Source organism: Burkholderia sp. WSM2230, assembly GCF_000472445.1.
Lineage (GTDB): Bacteria > Pseudomonadota > Gammaproteobacteria > Burkholderiales > Burkholderiaceae > Paraburkholderia.
Genome location: NZ_AXAJ01000011.1, coordinates 186,730 through 201,007, shown reverse-complemented (window position 1 = coordinate 201,007; position 14,278 = coordinate 186,730). Strand labels below are relative to the sequence as shown.

At 60.2% G+C, this 14,278-nt stretch carries 10 protein-coding genes; 8 read left to right on the top strand and 2 right to left on the bottom strand.

The window, feature by feature from the left end; translation table 11 throughout:
• From A3AC_RS0121220 to A3AC_RS0121190, 8 genes are all read left to right on the top strand, one after another.
• A partial coding sequence (locus A3AC_RS0121220; RefSeq protein ID WP_025601233.1) for a DUF2345 domain-containing protein occupies positions 1-1,638 on the top strand: 1,638 nt, incomplete at its 5' end.
• 3 nt (positions 1,639-1,641) lie between these two features.
• Complete coding sequence (locus A3AC_RS0121215; RefSeq protein WP_025601232.1) at positions 1,642-4,134, top strand: M23 family metallopeptidase; 2,493 nt, start codon at positions 1,642-1,644, stop codon at positions 4,132-4,134.
• The gene (locus tag A3AC_RS30510; protein ID WP_156924652.1) at positions 4,131-4,850 is read left to right on the top strand and encodes a hypothetical protein; all 720 of its coding nucleotides are present in this window, start codon (positions 4,131-4,133) and stop codon (positions 4,848-4,850) included. Before A3AC_RS0121215 ends, A3AC_RS30510 begins: the two co-directional genes overlap by 4 nt.
• Before the next feature lie 471 nt (positions 4,851-5,321).
• Entirely contained in the window at positions 5,322-5,897 is a 576-nt protein-coding gene (locus tag A3AC_RS30505; protein WP_198018021.1) for a hypothetical protein, read from the top strand.
• Between the two features lie 85 nt (positions 5,898-5,982).
• Positions 5,983-6,657 (top strand): hypothetical protein, encoded by a 675-nt coding sequence (locus A3AC_RS30500; protein ID WP_156924650.1) that lies wholly within the window; start codon positions 5,983-5,985, stop codon positions 6,655-6,657.
• Between the two features lie 326 nt (positions 6,658-6,983).
• A complete protein-coding gene (locus tag A3AC_RS0121200; RefSeq protein WP_025601230.1) occupies positions 6,984-7,244 on the top strand; it encodes a PAAR domain-containing protein in 261 nt (86 codons plus the stop codon).
• Complete coding sequence (locus A3AC_RS0121195) at positions 7,244-8,518, top strand: hypothetical protein (protein WP_025601229.1); 1,275 nt, start codon at positions 7,244-7,246, stop codon at positions 8,516-8,518. The genes A3AC_RS0121200 and A3AC_RS0121195 overlap by 1 nt, the downstream gene beginning before the upstream one ends.
• A 4-nt stretch (positions 8,519-8,522) precedes the next feature.
• Positions 8,523-12,095 carry an ImcF-related family protein gene (locus tag A3AC_RS0121190; protein WP_025601228.1) on the top strand — a complete coding sequence of 1,191 codons (3,573 nt, stop codon included), beginning with the start codon at positions 8,523-8,525 and terminating at the stop codon, positions 12,093-12,095.
• Between the two features lie 41 nt (positions 12,096-12,136).
• Here the strand turns inward: A3AC_RS0121190 and cobA are convergent, their stop codons facing one another.
• A complete protein-coding gene (gene cobA / locus A3AC_RS0121185; RefSeq protein ID WP_025601227.1) occupies positions 12,137-12,901 on the bottom strand; it encodes a uroporphyrinogen-III C-methyltransferase in 765 nt (254 codons plus the stop codon).
• 52 nt (positions 12,902-12,953) lie between these two features.
• Positions 12,954-14,270, bottom strand: coding sequence for a sulfate adenylyltransferase subunit 1 (locus A3AC_RS0121180; protein WP_025601226.1), 1,317 nt, complete (start codon positions 14,268-14,270; stop codon positions 12,954-12,956).
• Positions 14,271-14,278 lie beyond the last annotated feature (8 nt).

Sequence of the window (14,278 nt, the reverse complement as noted above, 5' to 3'; positions counted from 1 at the left end):
GCGGTTTTCGCGCTCGAGATGCATGCTGACACGGTGCCGCAATCGGTCGTGGTGGCGGACTACAACCCGGATCAGGCCTGGGAGCGCTACAAGGCCGAGGCGAACATCGCCCGCAAGGACCCGACTACCTACGGCCAGCCCTACGTCTACGGCACGCATCATCTCGACCAGGACGGCGCGAAGTGGGAAGCGCAACTGCGTCACGAGGCGCAGATCGCCTGGCAGGTGGTCTATGAGGGTGAGAGCAACGTGCTCGACCTGCGGCCGGCGCGCGTGCTGCGCATGGACGAGGCGGTGCCGGAGGCGCCGAACGGGCAGCTGATTGTCGAGATCACGCATAGCGGCGCGCGTGACGAGGCGTATCACAACAGCTACAAGGCGATTCCATGCGACCGCCGGTTCCGGCTGAAGCTGGAAGAAGACGCGTGGCCGAGAATCAGCGGCACGCTGAGCGCACGCGTGACGTCTCCGAGCAAATACGAGTACGCGTACCTGACGCAGCAGGGTCACTACACGGTGCGCTTCGACCTGGACTTCGACGAGTGGAATCCGGGCGGCGAGAGTGTGCCGCTGCGGCTCGCGAAACCCTTTGCGGGCAGGCTGCAGACGGGTTTCCACTTTCCCGCGCTCGACGGCGACGAGGCCGTCATTGAATTCCGCGACGGCAATCCGGACAAGCCGTATATCTCGCAGTTCCATCACCACAGTCAGGCGACCGACCTGATCACGAATCAGGACCGCTGGCTCTCGCGCAACGTGATCCGCACGCAGAGCAACAATAAGCTGCGCATGGAGGACTGGCGCGGGTACGAGAGCATCAAGCTCTCGACCGAGCATTCGGGCAAGAGCCAGCTCAATCTCGGTTATCTGGTCGATGCGAAGAAGCAGCGGCGCGGGGAAGGGTTCGAGCTGCGGACGTCGGGTTGGGGGGCGATACGTGGCGGCAAGGGTCTCTTCATTTCGGCGGATGATCAGCCGAATGCAGCCGGCCCACAACTCGACATGCAAGCCGCACTCAGGGAGTTGCAGTCCGCACTCAGCCGGGTGACGGCGCTCGTGGACGCCACCATGCAGGCTCGCGCTACACCGCCGGACAAGACGGCTCAGGCGGAGGTGATGCGCGCGCTGGACCAGCTCGCGAGCGCAGGCATTCTCGCGAGCGCGCCTGGCGGGATTGCACTCACGACGCCTCGCTCAGTGCAACACGCTGCCGGCGAGAACGTGATGTTGACAGCCGGGCGACATGCCGACGTGAGCGCGCTCAAACGCTTGACGCTGACCGCCGGCGAGCTGATTTCCCTGTGCGCCCACAAGCTCGGGCTGAAGCTGTTTGCGGCCAGGGGCAAGATCGAGATTCAGGCGCAAAGCGATGCGCTCGACCTCTTTGCAGAAAAACAGCTGCGCGTGGCCAGCGCGGGCGAGGATGTGGTCGTCGTAGGCAAGACGAAGGCAGTGATGGCGAGCGGCGGCGCGGCGCTGACTATCGAGAACGGCAATGTCGTTTTTCATTGCCCGGGGGAATTCAGGATCAAGGCGGCGAGGTTTGTGTTTGAGGGGCCGGAGAGCATGAATCCGCCGTTACCCGCGCTCCCTAAAAGCGCGCTGAAGCTCGCCGACCTTTATCCCTCTTCGCATTGAACCATGATCATCAGCCCTCCTTTCCTGCCCGCCGCCGGCCTGCAGTCGAACGACCAGAGTGAAACCGATCCGATGATGGCCGCCGTCGAGCAGTTCGAGCTCGCGCATCACGGCATCTATCCCATTGCGTTCGATCGCCGGTGGCATTGCGGCATGCATCTGGCGCCAGCCGAGCAGACCGAGCCGGTGCGCGCAATCGCCGATGGAGAAGTCATCGCCTACCGCGTAAGCCGCAATGCGATCAGCGACGGTCAGATCGATCCGCATACCGGCCAGCCGGCGCTCAATTCCAATACCGGTTTCGTACTTCTTAAGCACCGGACTGATACCGGCGATGGGCGCACCATCACCTACTACTCGCTGTACATGCATCTGCTGGACATGGCCCGGCAACAGCAGATCGCGCATCAGCCCGTGAATCCGCCCACCAACAGTTCGCCCACTGCCCTGCCGATGTGGCTGCTCGACACCGCAGGCGGCAAGGACGGCACCGTACAGGCAGGCGGCGGCAGGAAGGTGTACCGCAAGGACATGCTCGGCTACTGGGGCAGTTGTCACGGAATGCCACACTTGCACTTCGAAATCTTCATGACGGAAGCGGACTTCCACTCATGGTTCGAGCAGGAAGGCCACCGCGTGCAGATCGGGGAAAAACGTCCGGTTCAAGCTGCGTCGAAAGACTATTGGGGGCACAGCTATTTTGTGATTCCCGGAGGGCAAACTTTTGTCAGCGTACCGCCGGGCCAGATCGGCAGTCCGTACTTCCCAGCATTGGCTCAGGGCGCGCTCGCTGCCGGCAGCACCTTGTATGTGGAGGCATATTTTCATAAAGGCGATCGTTACACGCGCTCGTGGATTGACCGCGGCGACGGCATCATCACACAGCTGACGGCGGCACCCGTGAGAGATCCTTATGCCGCGTACGAATACAACCTGTACCAACGCGCGATGAGCCTGTATCCGATCTGTCCGAGCGACGGCTACGAACTCATGCGCTTTGGCCGCATCCTGGCAGAACAGGTTACCTTGCCAGAAGCAGCACGCGCGACGTACGTCGCTGTGGTGTTCGATGCGAATGGAACACTCGGCTATATCGATGTGAATCAGCGCGCCATCGTCAAGCTCTCCGACGCGGATTTTCCGTTCTTCACCGGCTGGCAGAAAATCGGCGATGAGAACACGCCGTTCGATCAGGACGGGCTGTGCGGGTATGAAGAACTGACGAAGATTGTCGGCGACGTTGAGGCGCAACCTTCTGCGGCCCAGCAAGGCGCAGGTGGGGTTGGGAATGGAAGCCAGGCATCAGCTTCATTGCCGGAGCCTGCCGATCCTGAGTTCAGGTACGAAGATGAGCTAACGGCTTATGTACAGGCCAATGAGCAGGTGCGAAAGAAGCTCAAAGGCTTCGTGTGTCACGCTCCCAGCGAATGGGATGCGAGCGGGGACAATCACCGCTACCGGAAGCTCAACGACGCCGACGGTTTCTTTGGCCGTCGCAAGGAAACGGATCCTGATGGTTATGACAAGTTCATCAGCTTTCGCAAGAAGTTTCAGTTCCTGGAACAGACGGCGCTAGGCGGGGGACAGAAGTTCTGGTTTTTTCATCCGTTGGCGTTTATTCGGCATTTCAGGGGGTGTGGGTGGTTGAGTGCCAGTGAGCTTAGTCAACTGCTACCGTCTCATGCCCTTCAGAAGGCATCGCCGTGGTTATGGCAAAACGTGCCCCTCACCGGTGCCGCCAATCTTCTGTCAGACGGCAGTGTTGCACGCTCTCGCCGACAGGCTTTGAATAACGCAGTGCGCAAGTACGGAATCACACCGCCTGTTCGCATGGCATGCTTCTTCGGAAACGCGACTCAGGAAACGCAGTGGTTCCAAAAATTCCATGAGGGAACACCGTACTGGTACAAGCCATGGGACGGGCGAGGATTTCTGCAGCTAACGCACGCTGCCAACTACATCACGTACTGGTCGTTTAGAGGTCTCGCGACAGATCCGACTGTGAAGGCTCGTTTACAGCAGCATACTGCACAGGCAAATGCCAATAGGCCAGTTGTCAACGGAGCAAAGTCGATGTTCGACCCTACCAACTCCCTGAGCGATACATCTACGCAAATTCCTAGTGACTATATAGGTCGGAGAGACTCCAATCAGAATCCGATGGAGGCGGCAGATAGTGCCGGCGCTTATTGGATATGGACCCAAGCATCACGTTCTGCGGACAGATACTATGTGAACCCGAGCGGAAGGCTGCGCCAAGTCACAACGGACCATGGCCCTAAGTATTACTACGAAAACCAGTCTTTCGGCTCCGTCGCTGGGCTAATCAATACCGGATCTCCTTCGAGCAGCTATGCGTCAATATGGGGGATCGAAGCGCGTTTTTTGGCATTCACTAACGCGCAAGTCGTCTTGATGGACAACGTCATGTTCAAGCAAGCCGACGGCACCTCCAGTGTCATCCCGCAAGGATTCACGCGAAGGGAAATACAGTGAAACTTTTAAGATTAATTAGCGCAGTGGTGATACCGTGCATCGGCGCAGTGCATGGATGTGCTGCCGCACAAGGGCAGGTTCACGTTGGGAGTGAAGTCGGTCAGGTTGCGTCAGCCACAGGCCCGGGCACTATTTCCGTGGAAATGGGCGACTGTAAGTTCTCAATGACTCTAGCAGCTCATAGCCATATCAAATTTAATGATCCAGACGCGATAATTTACCGTTCCGCCCGGCCCCTGCCTGAGAATAATCTCCCTCACCTTATCGAGGCCCCAATATCGGCCGGCTACGAATGGCACTTTCACAAAGAAGGCGATCTCGACGGTAAATGGCTCGGCTTGATGTGCGCAAAAACGACCGAATTTCCTTGGGGCGTCGCCAACGAGCAAAACGCCGCATCACCGGAGATGGAGCAAGTTATCGACGCGAACGCGTTAAAGTGCCCCGCAAGGCCTGATGGTGAACACTGGGCGCCCACAACCTTGGCCATGACTGATACTTTCGAGGAATTGCACGGACCGAACTGGAGCGGATTCGTGATAACAAGTCACGGTAGCGGAAAAAAAAATACGCTTTCGCTCATACGTGTGTGCCTGCGGCACAACGGCAATGTGGTAATCGGGGCTTCCGAAAACGATTCTAAACCTTTGTCGATTCCCATCTCCTACATTAGAGATCTGAAGAGATTGCTGTCTTCGCTCCGATTTCTTGAATGAACACGCTGATGCGTAATGGCACAGCGATGATCATGGAACGGGGCTGATGCATCACTGCTATCAACTGGCCACATTGAGATGGACGGCACTGTGCAATATCAATCTCGATCTACGTCGCGAAAAGCCGGTTTGAACAAGAAAACACTCATCGCCATTTTTATAATTGATCGCAATCCCAAAACTGCAGATCGGTAGAGCCAGCGTTGAGATCGCTTCTTAATTTCACACCAATAAGGATGAGTCCCACACTCCCTTTATCACAACTCCATTATGACCGCCAACACTCGTTTGATGGCTCCTAGGCTCGGTTGCAGCTTATGACCGCAAAAGACCAGGCAGCCGAACGATCCGCAATCGGCGGACTACGGATCGCCGAGCTTATACGGTGCATAAAACCATGCCTAGACGGACGGGACATGATCCGGCGCTACTTGAGCAGTATACGCACCTGATACGGCCATTGATTTACATTTGAACTCCTCCATTGAGGGAAGCGATATGAAGCTAAAAAATGTCACCGCGGTCAGCGCATTGGCGATTTACTCAACTGCATACGGATCGAATTGCAGCTTCACCCTCTCTATAGACGGAAAGGGGAGTCTTGAACAGAAAGAGAATTGCGATTTTGTCTGGAACAAGTATAACTATGGAGGCCTCGATAATTTTTACACATATAATAACGACAGCCTCTTAACCACCCTTTCTGACGAAACGTTGTTCCGGAGAGGTGACAAATCGAGCTACTTCGTGAGTGAAAATATTGACACACCCAAGGTGATAATCAAGACATTGTCGCAAAGTCCAGCGACCCCGTTAAAATTTAACGGTATGACTGGCTATATGGGTCGCACAGAGTATTTTATCCAAACGTTGCCGAGTTCGAACAGTGAACCACAGAAATTCTATTCTGGCAACATTTCCTGTTTGAACTTTGCAGCAGGAAATGAGGTTAGATCGTTCAGCACAAGGGTTTGTGCAGAAAAAAACAAGCAAGGGTTTGCACAATTACATAAATACGAACAGATCCTGAAGGGTATTCGTCCATGATGCGCGCCATTCCGACGAAGCGTTTGATCTGGAGAGCTCGAACGGCTGGCAGGCTTGAATGCAGTCGCAGTCGTGAGACAGACAAATGAAGCAATTTGTATTTTTTGACTTTTTGCTTTTGGGCAGTCTTAACTGCTCAGCGGCGTTATACCATCCCGCGCAATTCGAACAGGCGAACGCAAGCTACGAAACATGTGGCGCCGCGATCTCGCTCCCCGCTGGATTGACCTCTAAGGAAGCTCAATCAAAGCAGCGACACTGTGACAAGTCTTACCGATCGGACGGTGGAACAGTAATGTCCCTTGCACCGTCCGATGTGAATCTTCACGACCCCGCCTGGATCGATCGGATTCCGGTGCTACATATCGAGAGGGTCGGGATCGAGGACGCCCTCAAAAAACATGCCAACGCAACTTTCCGACAGTCGACCCGCGGGAACGTCCGCTCTATCGACTCACCTCCGGAATGTCGAGTGCGGGGCAAGACCACATTAACTAACATCTCCGGGGCAAATTGGCATGGGTGGCTGGCGGAAGATACCTATGCACTTGATACGCACGCCAAATCCACTCCAGAGTACTGTCAGCGATACTCTCGTAGTAATCGCTGCGTGCGCATGTTGATTGGAAACTCTAAGGTAAGCGCCACCATGTCGCAGTATTGTCTTGCCCGTGATGCCACAAGCTTCGACCTCGATTCGGGTATCAGTTACGACGTTTTTCGCCAGATAGTCGACTCGCTTCGGTTTATCGAGGAATAAGCCATGCAGCTGCTTTCAGACGTCACGTGCGCCGTATTTTTTCTTGGGCCGAACGTTGGTTACCGTTTAGGTCAACCCGATGACATCTGTCGCGGTCGTCGCGAACATTGGGAGTGATCGAAACACCGTGAGTTTGCCAAGGTAGCCCAACCCAACCACCCACACGCCCTCATTCGATCCGACCAGTCCTACACAACTTTGATCCGTTTCGTCGTATCAGCGCGTAGAAATCCGATTCCGCTCACGAGTCGGATGCCATAGGCTTAGAGGTACGCTCAACAGCAGCACTGCATATCAAATCGCCCGCTTGGAGGCAGCAGCCCCTCATGCATTCACCCGTTCGCAAAGGCGACCCACTCGAACAGGGCGGCGAAGTAACCGGAGGTTCATCGACAATGAACTTCATGAACCGCCCCCTCGCCCGTCAAGGCGACGCGGCCGTTTGCCATCTGCATGGCCAAACCACGATAGAGGAAGGCAACATAAGCTTCCCTGATCAGGACGGCAAACCCGTCGCCATGCACCATCATCGCTGCGCATGCGGCTGCCGGCTGATCTCCACGCTGGTGCAAATTCATATCGCTTGATGCCCGTCGATCTTTCCACAGCGGGGCCACCCAGCGCCTACCCGAAGCATGGCTTGGGTTTCTGGCCATGGCTCGCGATCTGGGCGGCCTGCATTGTGCCCGGTTCGTCGCTGGCGCTGCTGCTGTGGCCGAAGGCCGAACCCGCGCGTGGTGCATGGTTCTGGTTCTGTATCGTTGGGGTTCCTAACGGGCTATTCCTGCTCGTGCGTGGCATCGCTCGCGCGGGGTATGAGACTTTCTGGTTCCGCGCGCATTTCCGCAATGTTCACAGGACCAAGTGGATCAGCACGCGAGTCCACCTCGCGCAACGTCCGTTGCACGTGCTCGGCGTCGGCTACTGTCTGCCGCTCCGTGACAACAGTCTCGCGCACGTCATCGCGGCTGGAACATCGCTGCTGAACATGCAGCGGCCGCGCAATGGTCCGGGGACAATCTTGCATAACCGGTTCGAGGAGGCAGAGACGCTTGCGGAGGATCCGGGAGAAGCCCCAACGTCAGCGGACAATGAGACTGTCGCCTCCCTCTCCATTGCTGCGCCACAAACCGCAACCATCGTTGCAAAACTCGCGCAGGCGCTAGAGCCTCTCGCGACGAGCCTGCATGCACTGTCGCAATACGAGCGCCGTTACTGGCCACAAGTGCGGGTGCTGGCCGCGCCGGGCGAGGCTCTGCTCCGCGAGCATCAGGTACGCGAAGCACTGCGTATCGCAGCAATCGCGCCGCTCGAATGTCAGGCAGTGCCGGAGACAGACGCGCTTCTCGTCGCCGACGCGTGGCTGGATGCCCGTGAGCGTCAGCCGTTGCTCGTGGTCGCCGTCGCGTGGCACGACGTCGCCCCGCCTGTCGGCAGCACGGAGGGCTGCGTCGCGGTCCTGCTGAGCCCCGGTTTCTACGAGTTGCCCGAACCAGTCGCGCCAATCGGCGCCTTGCACCGCCCCGTAGCCGACGAATTCGACAAGCTGGAGTCCGTCCTCGGCAATGCTGTCGTCTGGGGACGCGCCCACGCGCCCGCCATCAAGCACGCATGGATCACAGGCATCGGCGCCGAACATGACGCAGCGCTTCTCGCAGCATTGCGCGCGGCTTCACTGCAGGGCGTCATAACGCACGAGGCGCAAAGCCGGCTCGATCGCGTAGTCGGGGACGCGGGCGGCGCGAATGCATGGCTGTCAGTTGCGGCCGCAATCGAGTCGGGTGTGAGTGGCCCGCAGTTGATCGTCGACGGCGCTCAGGCTGCAATCCTGCATGTAACACGCATCGCCAACTCGAACTGAGCGCATGTCGTCTACGAAAAACAATCTTGAGGCGCTTGCGTCGGCGACCTCCACGCGCGAGGAAAGGACCGCGCTGGCGATCTGGGGCGTGCCGGTGGTGGTCGGTATCGTCTGCATCGTCGCGCTCGCCGTCGTGTGGCTCCGCGGCGACCTCGTCGGGGCGTCGTCCGTAGAAGCCCGCAAGAGCGCAACCATCTGGATTCTTTCCATCTGTACACTGCTCGTCCCGGCTCACCTGATTGTGCTCGGCCCAGCCAGCTATGCGCTCTCGGCGATACTTTTCCGAAAAATGACCGGCGATCAACCGGCATCCGGCAAGCCGCTCAAGCGCGACGCTCGCCTGCATTATCTGCGCGAAGAACTGCGGGCTTCGCATCGCTGGCTGTGGCGCTACCGAACCCCCTGGCTGATGATCACGGGCAGTGACATGCTTGTCGGCCAGATCGCGCCCGGACTGAAACAGGCGGGCATAGTGCGTCTCGCAGACGTGGTCCTTGTCCATGCCGCGCCCGACGGCATTGAAACCGCCGCCTGGCGGCAGCAGATCCGGCAACTGCGGTGCAGGCGTCCAATCGACGGCATCGTTTGCATCGAGCATGCGGTGGATGGAACGCGCTCCGACAGTGGCTTGCCCCGCACGCTCGCCGCGCTCACCGCCGAACTCGGATGGGCAGCGCCCGTCGTTTTCATGCATGCCGTACCCGCCACAGGCGATCAGCCGGACCGGTTCGAAGCGGTAGGCACCTTCACAACGGGCACACGCACCACCGGACCGCGAGCGGATGATCTGCGCAAGGCAGCAAGCGCGATACTGCGGGCACAGCTCACGTCGCTTGAACATCAAACGGCCCATGCCGGCACGCGTCTATGCCGCGAACCGCAGTGGCTCACCTGGCTTGCGCAGTTGTCGGTCTACATCGGCGAGCAGCGCGAACGAGTCGTCGCTCGCTGCAGCGAGATTGCCGCATCGCCGCTGCTGCGCGCGCCGCTCGCCGGCGTTCTGTTCGCCCCGGTTTTTGCCGACGTTCAGACGGCGCCTGTTCCGCTGCCGTCGCAGCCAGATGCAACATCGAATTCAGTCGACCTGGAAGCGATAACAGCAACCGCCGGCGCTGCCGAGCGCGCTCAGCCCGCAGCATTGCTGCCTGTCTGGAAAGAGATCGGGAGCCAACTGCGTCACTATCGCGGGCAACGCATTGGCTTGCATTGGCCGGACGCCCTCGCCGCGTTCGTGATGTTCGCTGCAATCGGCTGGTGCATCGCCATGGCCATTTCCGCGGTCGGCAATGCGAACCTGATCCGCGGCGCCCAAGCAAACGCCGCAGCCGCGCTCGCGGCTGCGCCAGGCACACCGGACGCGCTGCGCGCGCAACTGGCGCTGCAACAGCAAATCGACATATTCGAGCACCGCCGCGAACACGGTTCGCCCTGGCATCTGCGCGCGGGCCTCGACCGCAATGACGAGATTCTCCGCACGCTATGGCGCCCTTACCTGAGCGTTGCTTCTACGAATCTTCTGCGCCCCGTCACACAGTCTCTGCACGATCAGCTTGCCGACCTCTCGCAGCTGCCCGTAGACGCGCTGCAAACTCACGACGCGCAGCAACGCGGTTACAGTGCGCTCAAGACCTACCTCATGCTCGCAATGCCGCAACACGCCGATGCCGGCTTCCTGACGATGCAGCTTGCCGCCGTCTGGTCCGCGCCGCCCGGCATGCGCACCGGCGAATGGCTCGACACATCGCAGCGGCTCGCCGCCTTCTACGCCGGTCATCTCGCCGCGCATCCCGAGTGGCGGATCAACGCGGACGATTCGCTCGTAGCCTCCGCGCGCAACACGCTCGTGAATCAGATCGGCCTCGCCAGTGCCGACGACATCATCTACCAGCGCGTTCTCGACGAAGCGAGGGGCAAATACGCGGATGCATCGCTCGTCACGCTGCTCGCGGGCGCCGACGCGCATGGACTCTTCGCAACCACGCAGACTGTGCCCGGCCTCTACACGCGCGCAGCGTGGGACGGAATCATCGCTAGCGCCTTCGACAAAGCCGCGAGCGCACAGGAAATAAAAGGCGACTGGGTTCTCGCCACGACACGGCCCGCGACCGCTGCTGGCACGGCAGAAGCGGCAGTCGATCGCAAACGCACGGCAGACGGCATGGCAGACGACCTCAAGCAACGTCTGACCGCCCGCTATTTTTCAGACTACGCCGTTGCCTGGCAGCGCATGCTCAACAGCATCCAGTGGCAACCGCCATCAAACGTGAACGGCGCAATCGACCAGCTCGCGCGACTAACCGATGCACAAACCTCGCCGCTCGTCGCACTGCTCAAATCAGTGCAGTTTCAAGCGCAAGCGGGCCGGCCATCGCAGGCATTGTCGGATACGCTCGTGCGCAAGGCCCAAGACCTGATCGGCCGCGAAGCAAACGCGCAGGCAGTGTCGCCGCCCAACCCGCTCGACAAGCCGTTTGGCCCGCTGCTCGCATTGATGGGCGACGCGCCTTCAGGCGAACCCAACGGCAAACGCGCAGCCGAGAACGTCGCACTGAGCGGCGTAAGCCTGTCTCACTTCCTGACCGCGGCCACCACCATGCGTCTGAAGTTGCAGCAGATCGAGGCGAGTCCGGATGCGCAGGCCATGTGCCGCTCGCTTGCGCAGGCCGTGTTTCAGGGCAAGCTGTCCGAGCTGTCTCAGGCTCGCGACGATGCCGCGCTCACAGCCGCTAGTGTCGGGGCCCAATGGGCGGGCTTCGGTGACGCATTATTTGCGCGGCCGCTCGAGGGCGCATGGCAAACAATTCTGCAACCGGCCGCAGCCAGCCTTAACGACGCGTGGCGCGCCAGCGTCGCGGCGCCGTTCAACGCCGCCATGAACGGGCGATATCCGTTCGCGGATACGAATGCGGACGCATCGTTCGCGGAACTGGGCCGGTATGTGCGTCCCGACAGCGGACTCATTGCGCGTTTCATCACGACGCAGCTTGCAGGCGTGCTCAAACTGGAGGGCGACCACTGGGTGCAGAACGAACTCGCGCCGCAGGCGCTGCAACTCGATCCGGCGTTCCTCGCGGCCATCCGTCAATTGTCGACAGTGGGCTCGCAAGCATACGCACAGGGCGACGCCGGCTATCGTTTCGAGATCATGGCGTTGCCGTCGGCGAACGTGACGCGCACGGAGCTTTCTATCGACGGCAGCAAGCCGCTCGTCTATTTCAACCAGCAGGAATCGTGGACAAAGCTGAGATGGCCCGGCGACGGCCTGAATGGACGTGCCGGATTGATGTGGGAGATGGTGAACGCCGGCATGCGTCAGGCGTTCGACGCCACCGGGGACTGGGCCTTCCTTCGCCTGCTTTCCGAGGCGCGGATCAAGCCGCTCGACAGCGCACGTTATCAATTGACGTGGGATCAGCCGGATGCGGCGCCACTTCGATACGTGCTGCGTACGCAAGTGGGCGCGGGGCCGCTCGATTTGCTCAAACTGCGGGGATTCAAAATGCCGGAGCGTGTCTTTGTCGTCGGCAAGGCGCGGGGTACAGTGTTGCTTCCGCCACTGCCACCGGAATTGCAGTGACGTGTTTCACGGCGTTTCACCGCGTGGTGAAATCTCTCCCCCTAAGCCGCCACCAAAACCCCACCACCCACACGCCGCGCCGCATCCTGCACTCGCTCGCGCGCAGCAAACGCCTCACCAATCATCAACAGACTAGGCTGCGAAGCATCCAGCCACTTTTGCGCCTCGCCCGCAGCGAGGTCTTCAAGCGTCAACGTCAGCATCCGCTCACGCTCGGTGCTGCAAGCCTCGACTATCGCAACGGGCGTGGACACCGGCTTGCCCGCGTCGATCAACTGCTGCGCAATCTCGACACCACTATCACGGCCCATGTAAAACACGAGCGAATCCGCATTCACCTGCTCGCGGATCTCATCCGATCCGGGCGCGCGGCTAAACGTGGCCAATGCAACGCTGCGTGACACGCCGCGCAGCGTCAACGAGCGCTTCAACGAAGCCGCGCTGGCAAGCGCAGCCGTGATGCCCGGCACCACTTCATAGTCGATGCCCGCCGCCTCCAGCGCGCGCATCTCTTCATCGGCGCGGCCGAACAGCATCGGATCGCCGCCCTTCAGGCGTACAACGACTTCGTGTTCAAGAGCGGCGTCCACGATCTGCTTGTTGATGAACTGCTGCGCCGTGGAAAGTTGCCCGCAGCGCTTGCCCACCGCAATGCGCCGCGCATGGGACGGCGCGTAGTCGAGCATCGCGGGCTCGACCAGCGCATCGTGCAGGACCACGTCGGCGGTCGCGAGAAGCCGCGCGCCGCGTACCGTGATCAGGTCGGCGGCGCCAGGTCCCGCGCCGATCAGATAAACCTTACCCATTTGCCTTAGCCTGTTCGTCAGTGCGCTCGCGGTACGCGGCAGCGCCAACCGCTTACGCCGAAAACGCGCGGATCATGCCGGCCGCGACGGTGTGATGCGTCGCCTCGTCGATCAGCACGAACGCGCCCGTGCCCTGATGCGAGTCGTAGACGTCGCACACCAGCGGCTTCTGCAGGGTCAGCGCCACGCGGCCGATGTCGTTCATCGCCAGTTCGCGGCGATCGGTCGAATGCGACAGCGTATGCACGTCGAGCACTTCCTTGATTGAGCCGATGCGCGCGAACACGGTGTTCGTGGTCTGCTTCAGCAGATATTTACGCTGGGTCGACAGCGGCGTGTCGTCGAACCAGCACAGGTCGGCCTCGAGCTTTTTCGCCGGTTCGGGCGCTGCTTCACGCAGCACGAAAGTATCGCCGCGCGACACGTCGACGTCTTCCGCGAGACGGATAGTCACCGTCTGGCCGGCGAACGCGCGGTCCACCGCAGCCGTGCCGCCCACCACCGGCGCGATGATCTCTGCAACCGTGGCTTCGCGATTGGCCGGCAGCACAACGATAGTGTCGCCCACCTTCACTTCGCCCGCCTCGACGCGTCCCATATAGCCGCGGAAATCGTCCGCCTGGCTGCCGTCCTGGCGCGCGACCCATTGCACCGGGAAGCGCAACGCCTGGCCCGTCGCCACTTCGACCGGCAACGCTTCGAGCAGATCGAGCAGCGGCTCGCCCGCATACCACGGCATGCGTTCGCTCGCGGTCACGATGTTGTCGCCCTTCAGCGCCGACACCGGCACGAAGCGCACATCGGAGAGACCGAGTTGACGCGCGAGCTCGACATACGCGTCGCGAATCTCGTTGAAGCGCGTTTCGCTGTAATCGACCAGATCCATCTTGTTGATCGCGACAATCGCATGCTGCAAGCCGAGCAGCTTGACAATCGCGCTGTGACGCTTCGTCTGCGGCAGCAATTGCGCGGCACCGTCGACGAACGTCACGCGCGTTGCGTCGACGAGAATGATCGCGGCGTGCGCGGTCGAGGCGCCCGTCACCATGTTGCGCGTATATTGCTCGTGTCCCGGCGTATCGGCGATGATGAACTTGCGCTTCGCCGTCGCGAAGTAGCGATACGCGACGTCGATGGTGATGCCCTGCTCGCGTTCGGCTTCGAGACCGTCGGTCAGAAGCGCGAGGTCGATTTCGTCGCCCACGGTGCGTTTGTTCTTGGCGCGCGACAACGCCGACAGCTGGTCGGAGAGCACAGCCTTGCTGTCATACAGCAGGCGGCCGATCAACGTGCTCTTGCCGTCGTCGACGCTGCCCGCGGTGATGAAGCGAAGCACGCCGAGGTCTTCTGGTTGGTGAATGCTGCTCATAATCTTCG

Coding starts and splice junctions, on each gene's coding strand:
- A3AC_RS0121215 (WP_025601232.1), top strand. CDS start 1,642: ATGATCATCAGCCCTCCTTTCCTGCCCGCCGCCGGCCTGCAGTCGAAC.
- A3AC_RS30500 (WP_156924650.1), top strand. CDS start 5,983: ATGAAGCAATTTGTATTTTTTGACTTTTTGCTTTTGGGCAGTCTTAAC.
- A3AC_RS0121200 (WP_025601230.1), top strand. CDS start 6,984: ATGCATTCACCCGTTCGCAAAGGCGACCCACTCGAACAGGGCGGCGAA.
- A3AC_RS0121195 (WP_025601229.1), top strand. CDS start 7,244: ATGCCCGTCGATCTTTCCACAGCGGGGCCACCCAGCGCCTACCCGAAG.
- A3AC_RS0121190 (WP_025601228.1), top strand. CDS start 8,523: ATGTCGTCTACGAAAAACAATCTTGAGGCGCTTGCGTCGGCGACCTCC.
- cobA (WP_025601227.1), bottom strand. CDS start 12,901: ATGGGTAAGGTTTATCTGATCGGCGCGGGACCTGGCGCCGCCGACCTG.
- A3AC_RS0121180 (WP_025601226.1), bottom strand. CDS start 14,270: ATGAGCAGCATTCACCAACCAGAAGACCTCGGCGTGCTTCGCTTCATC.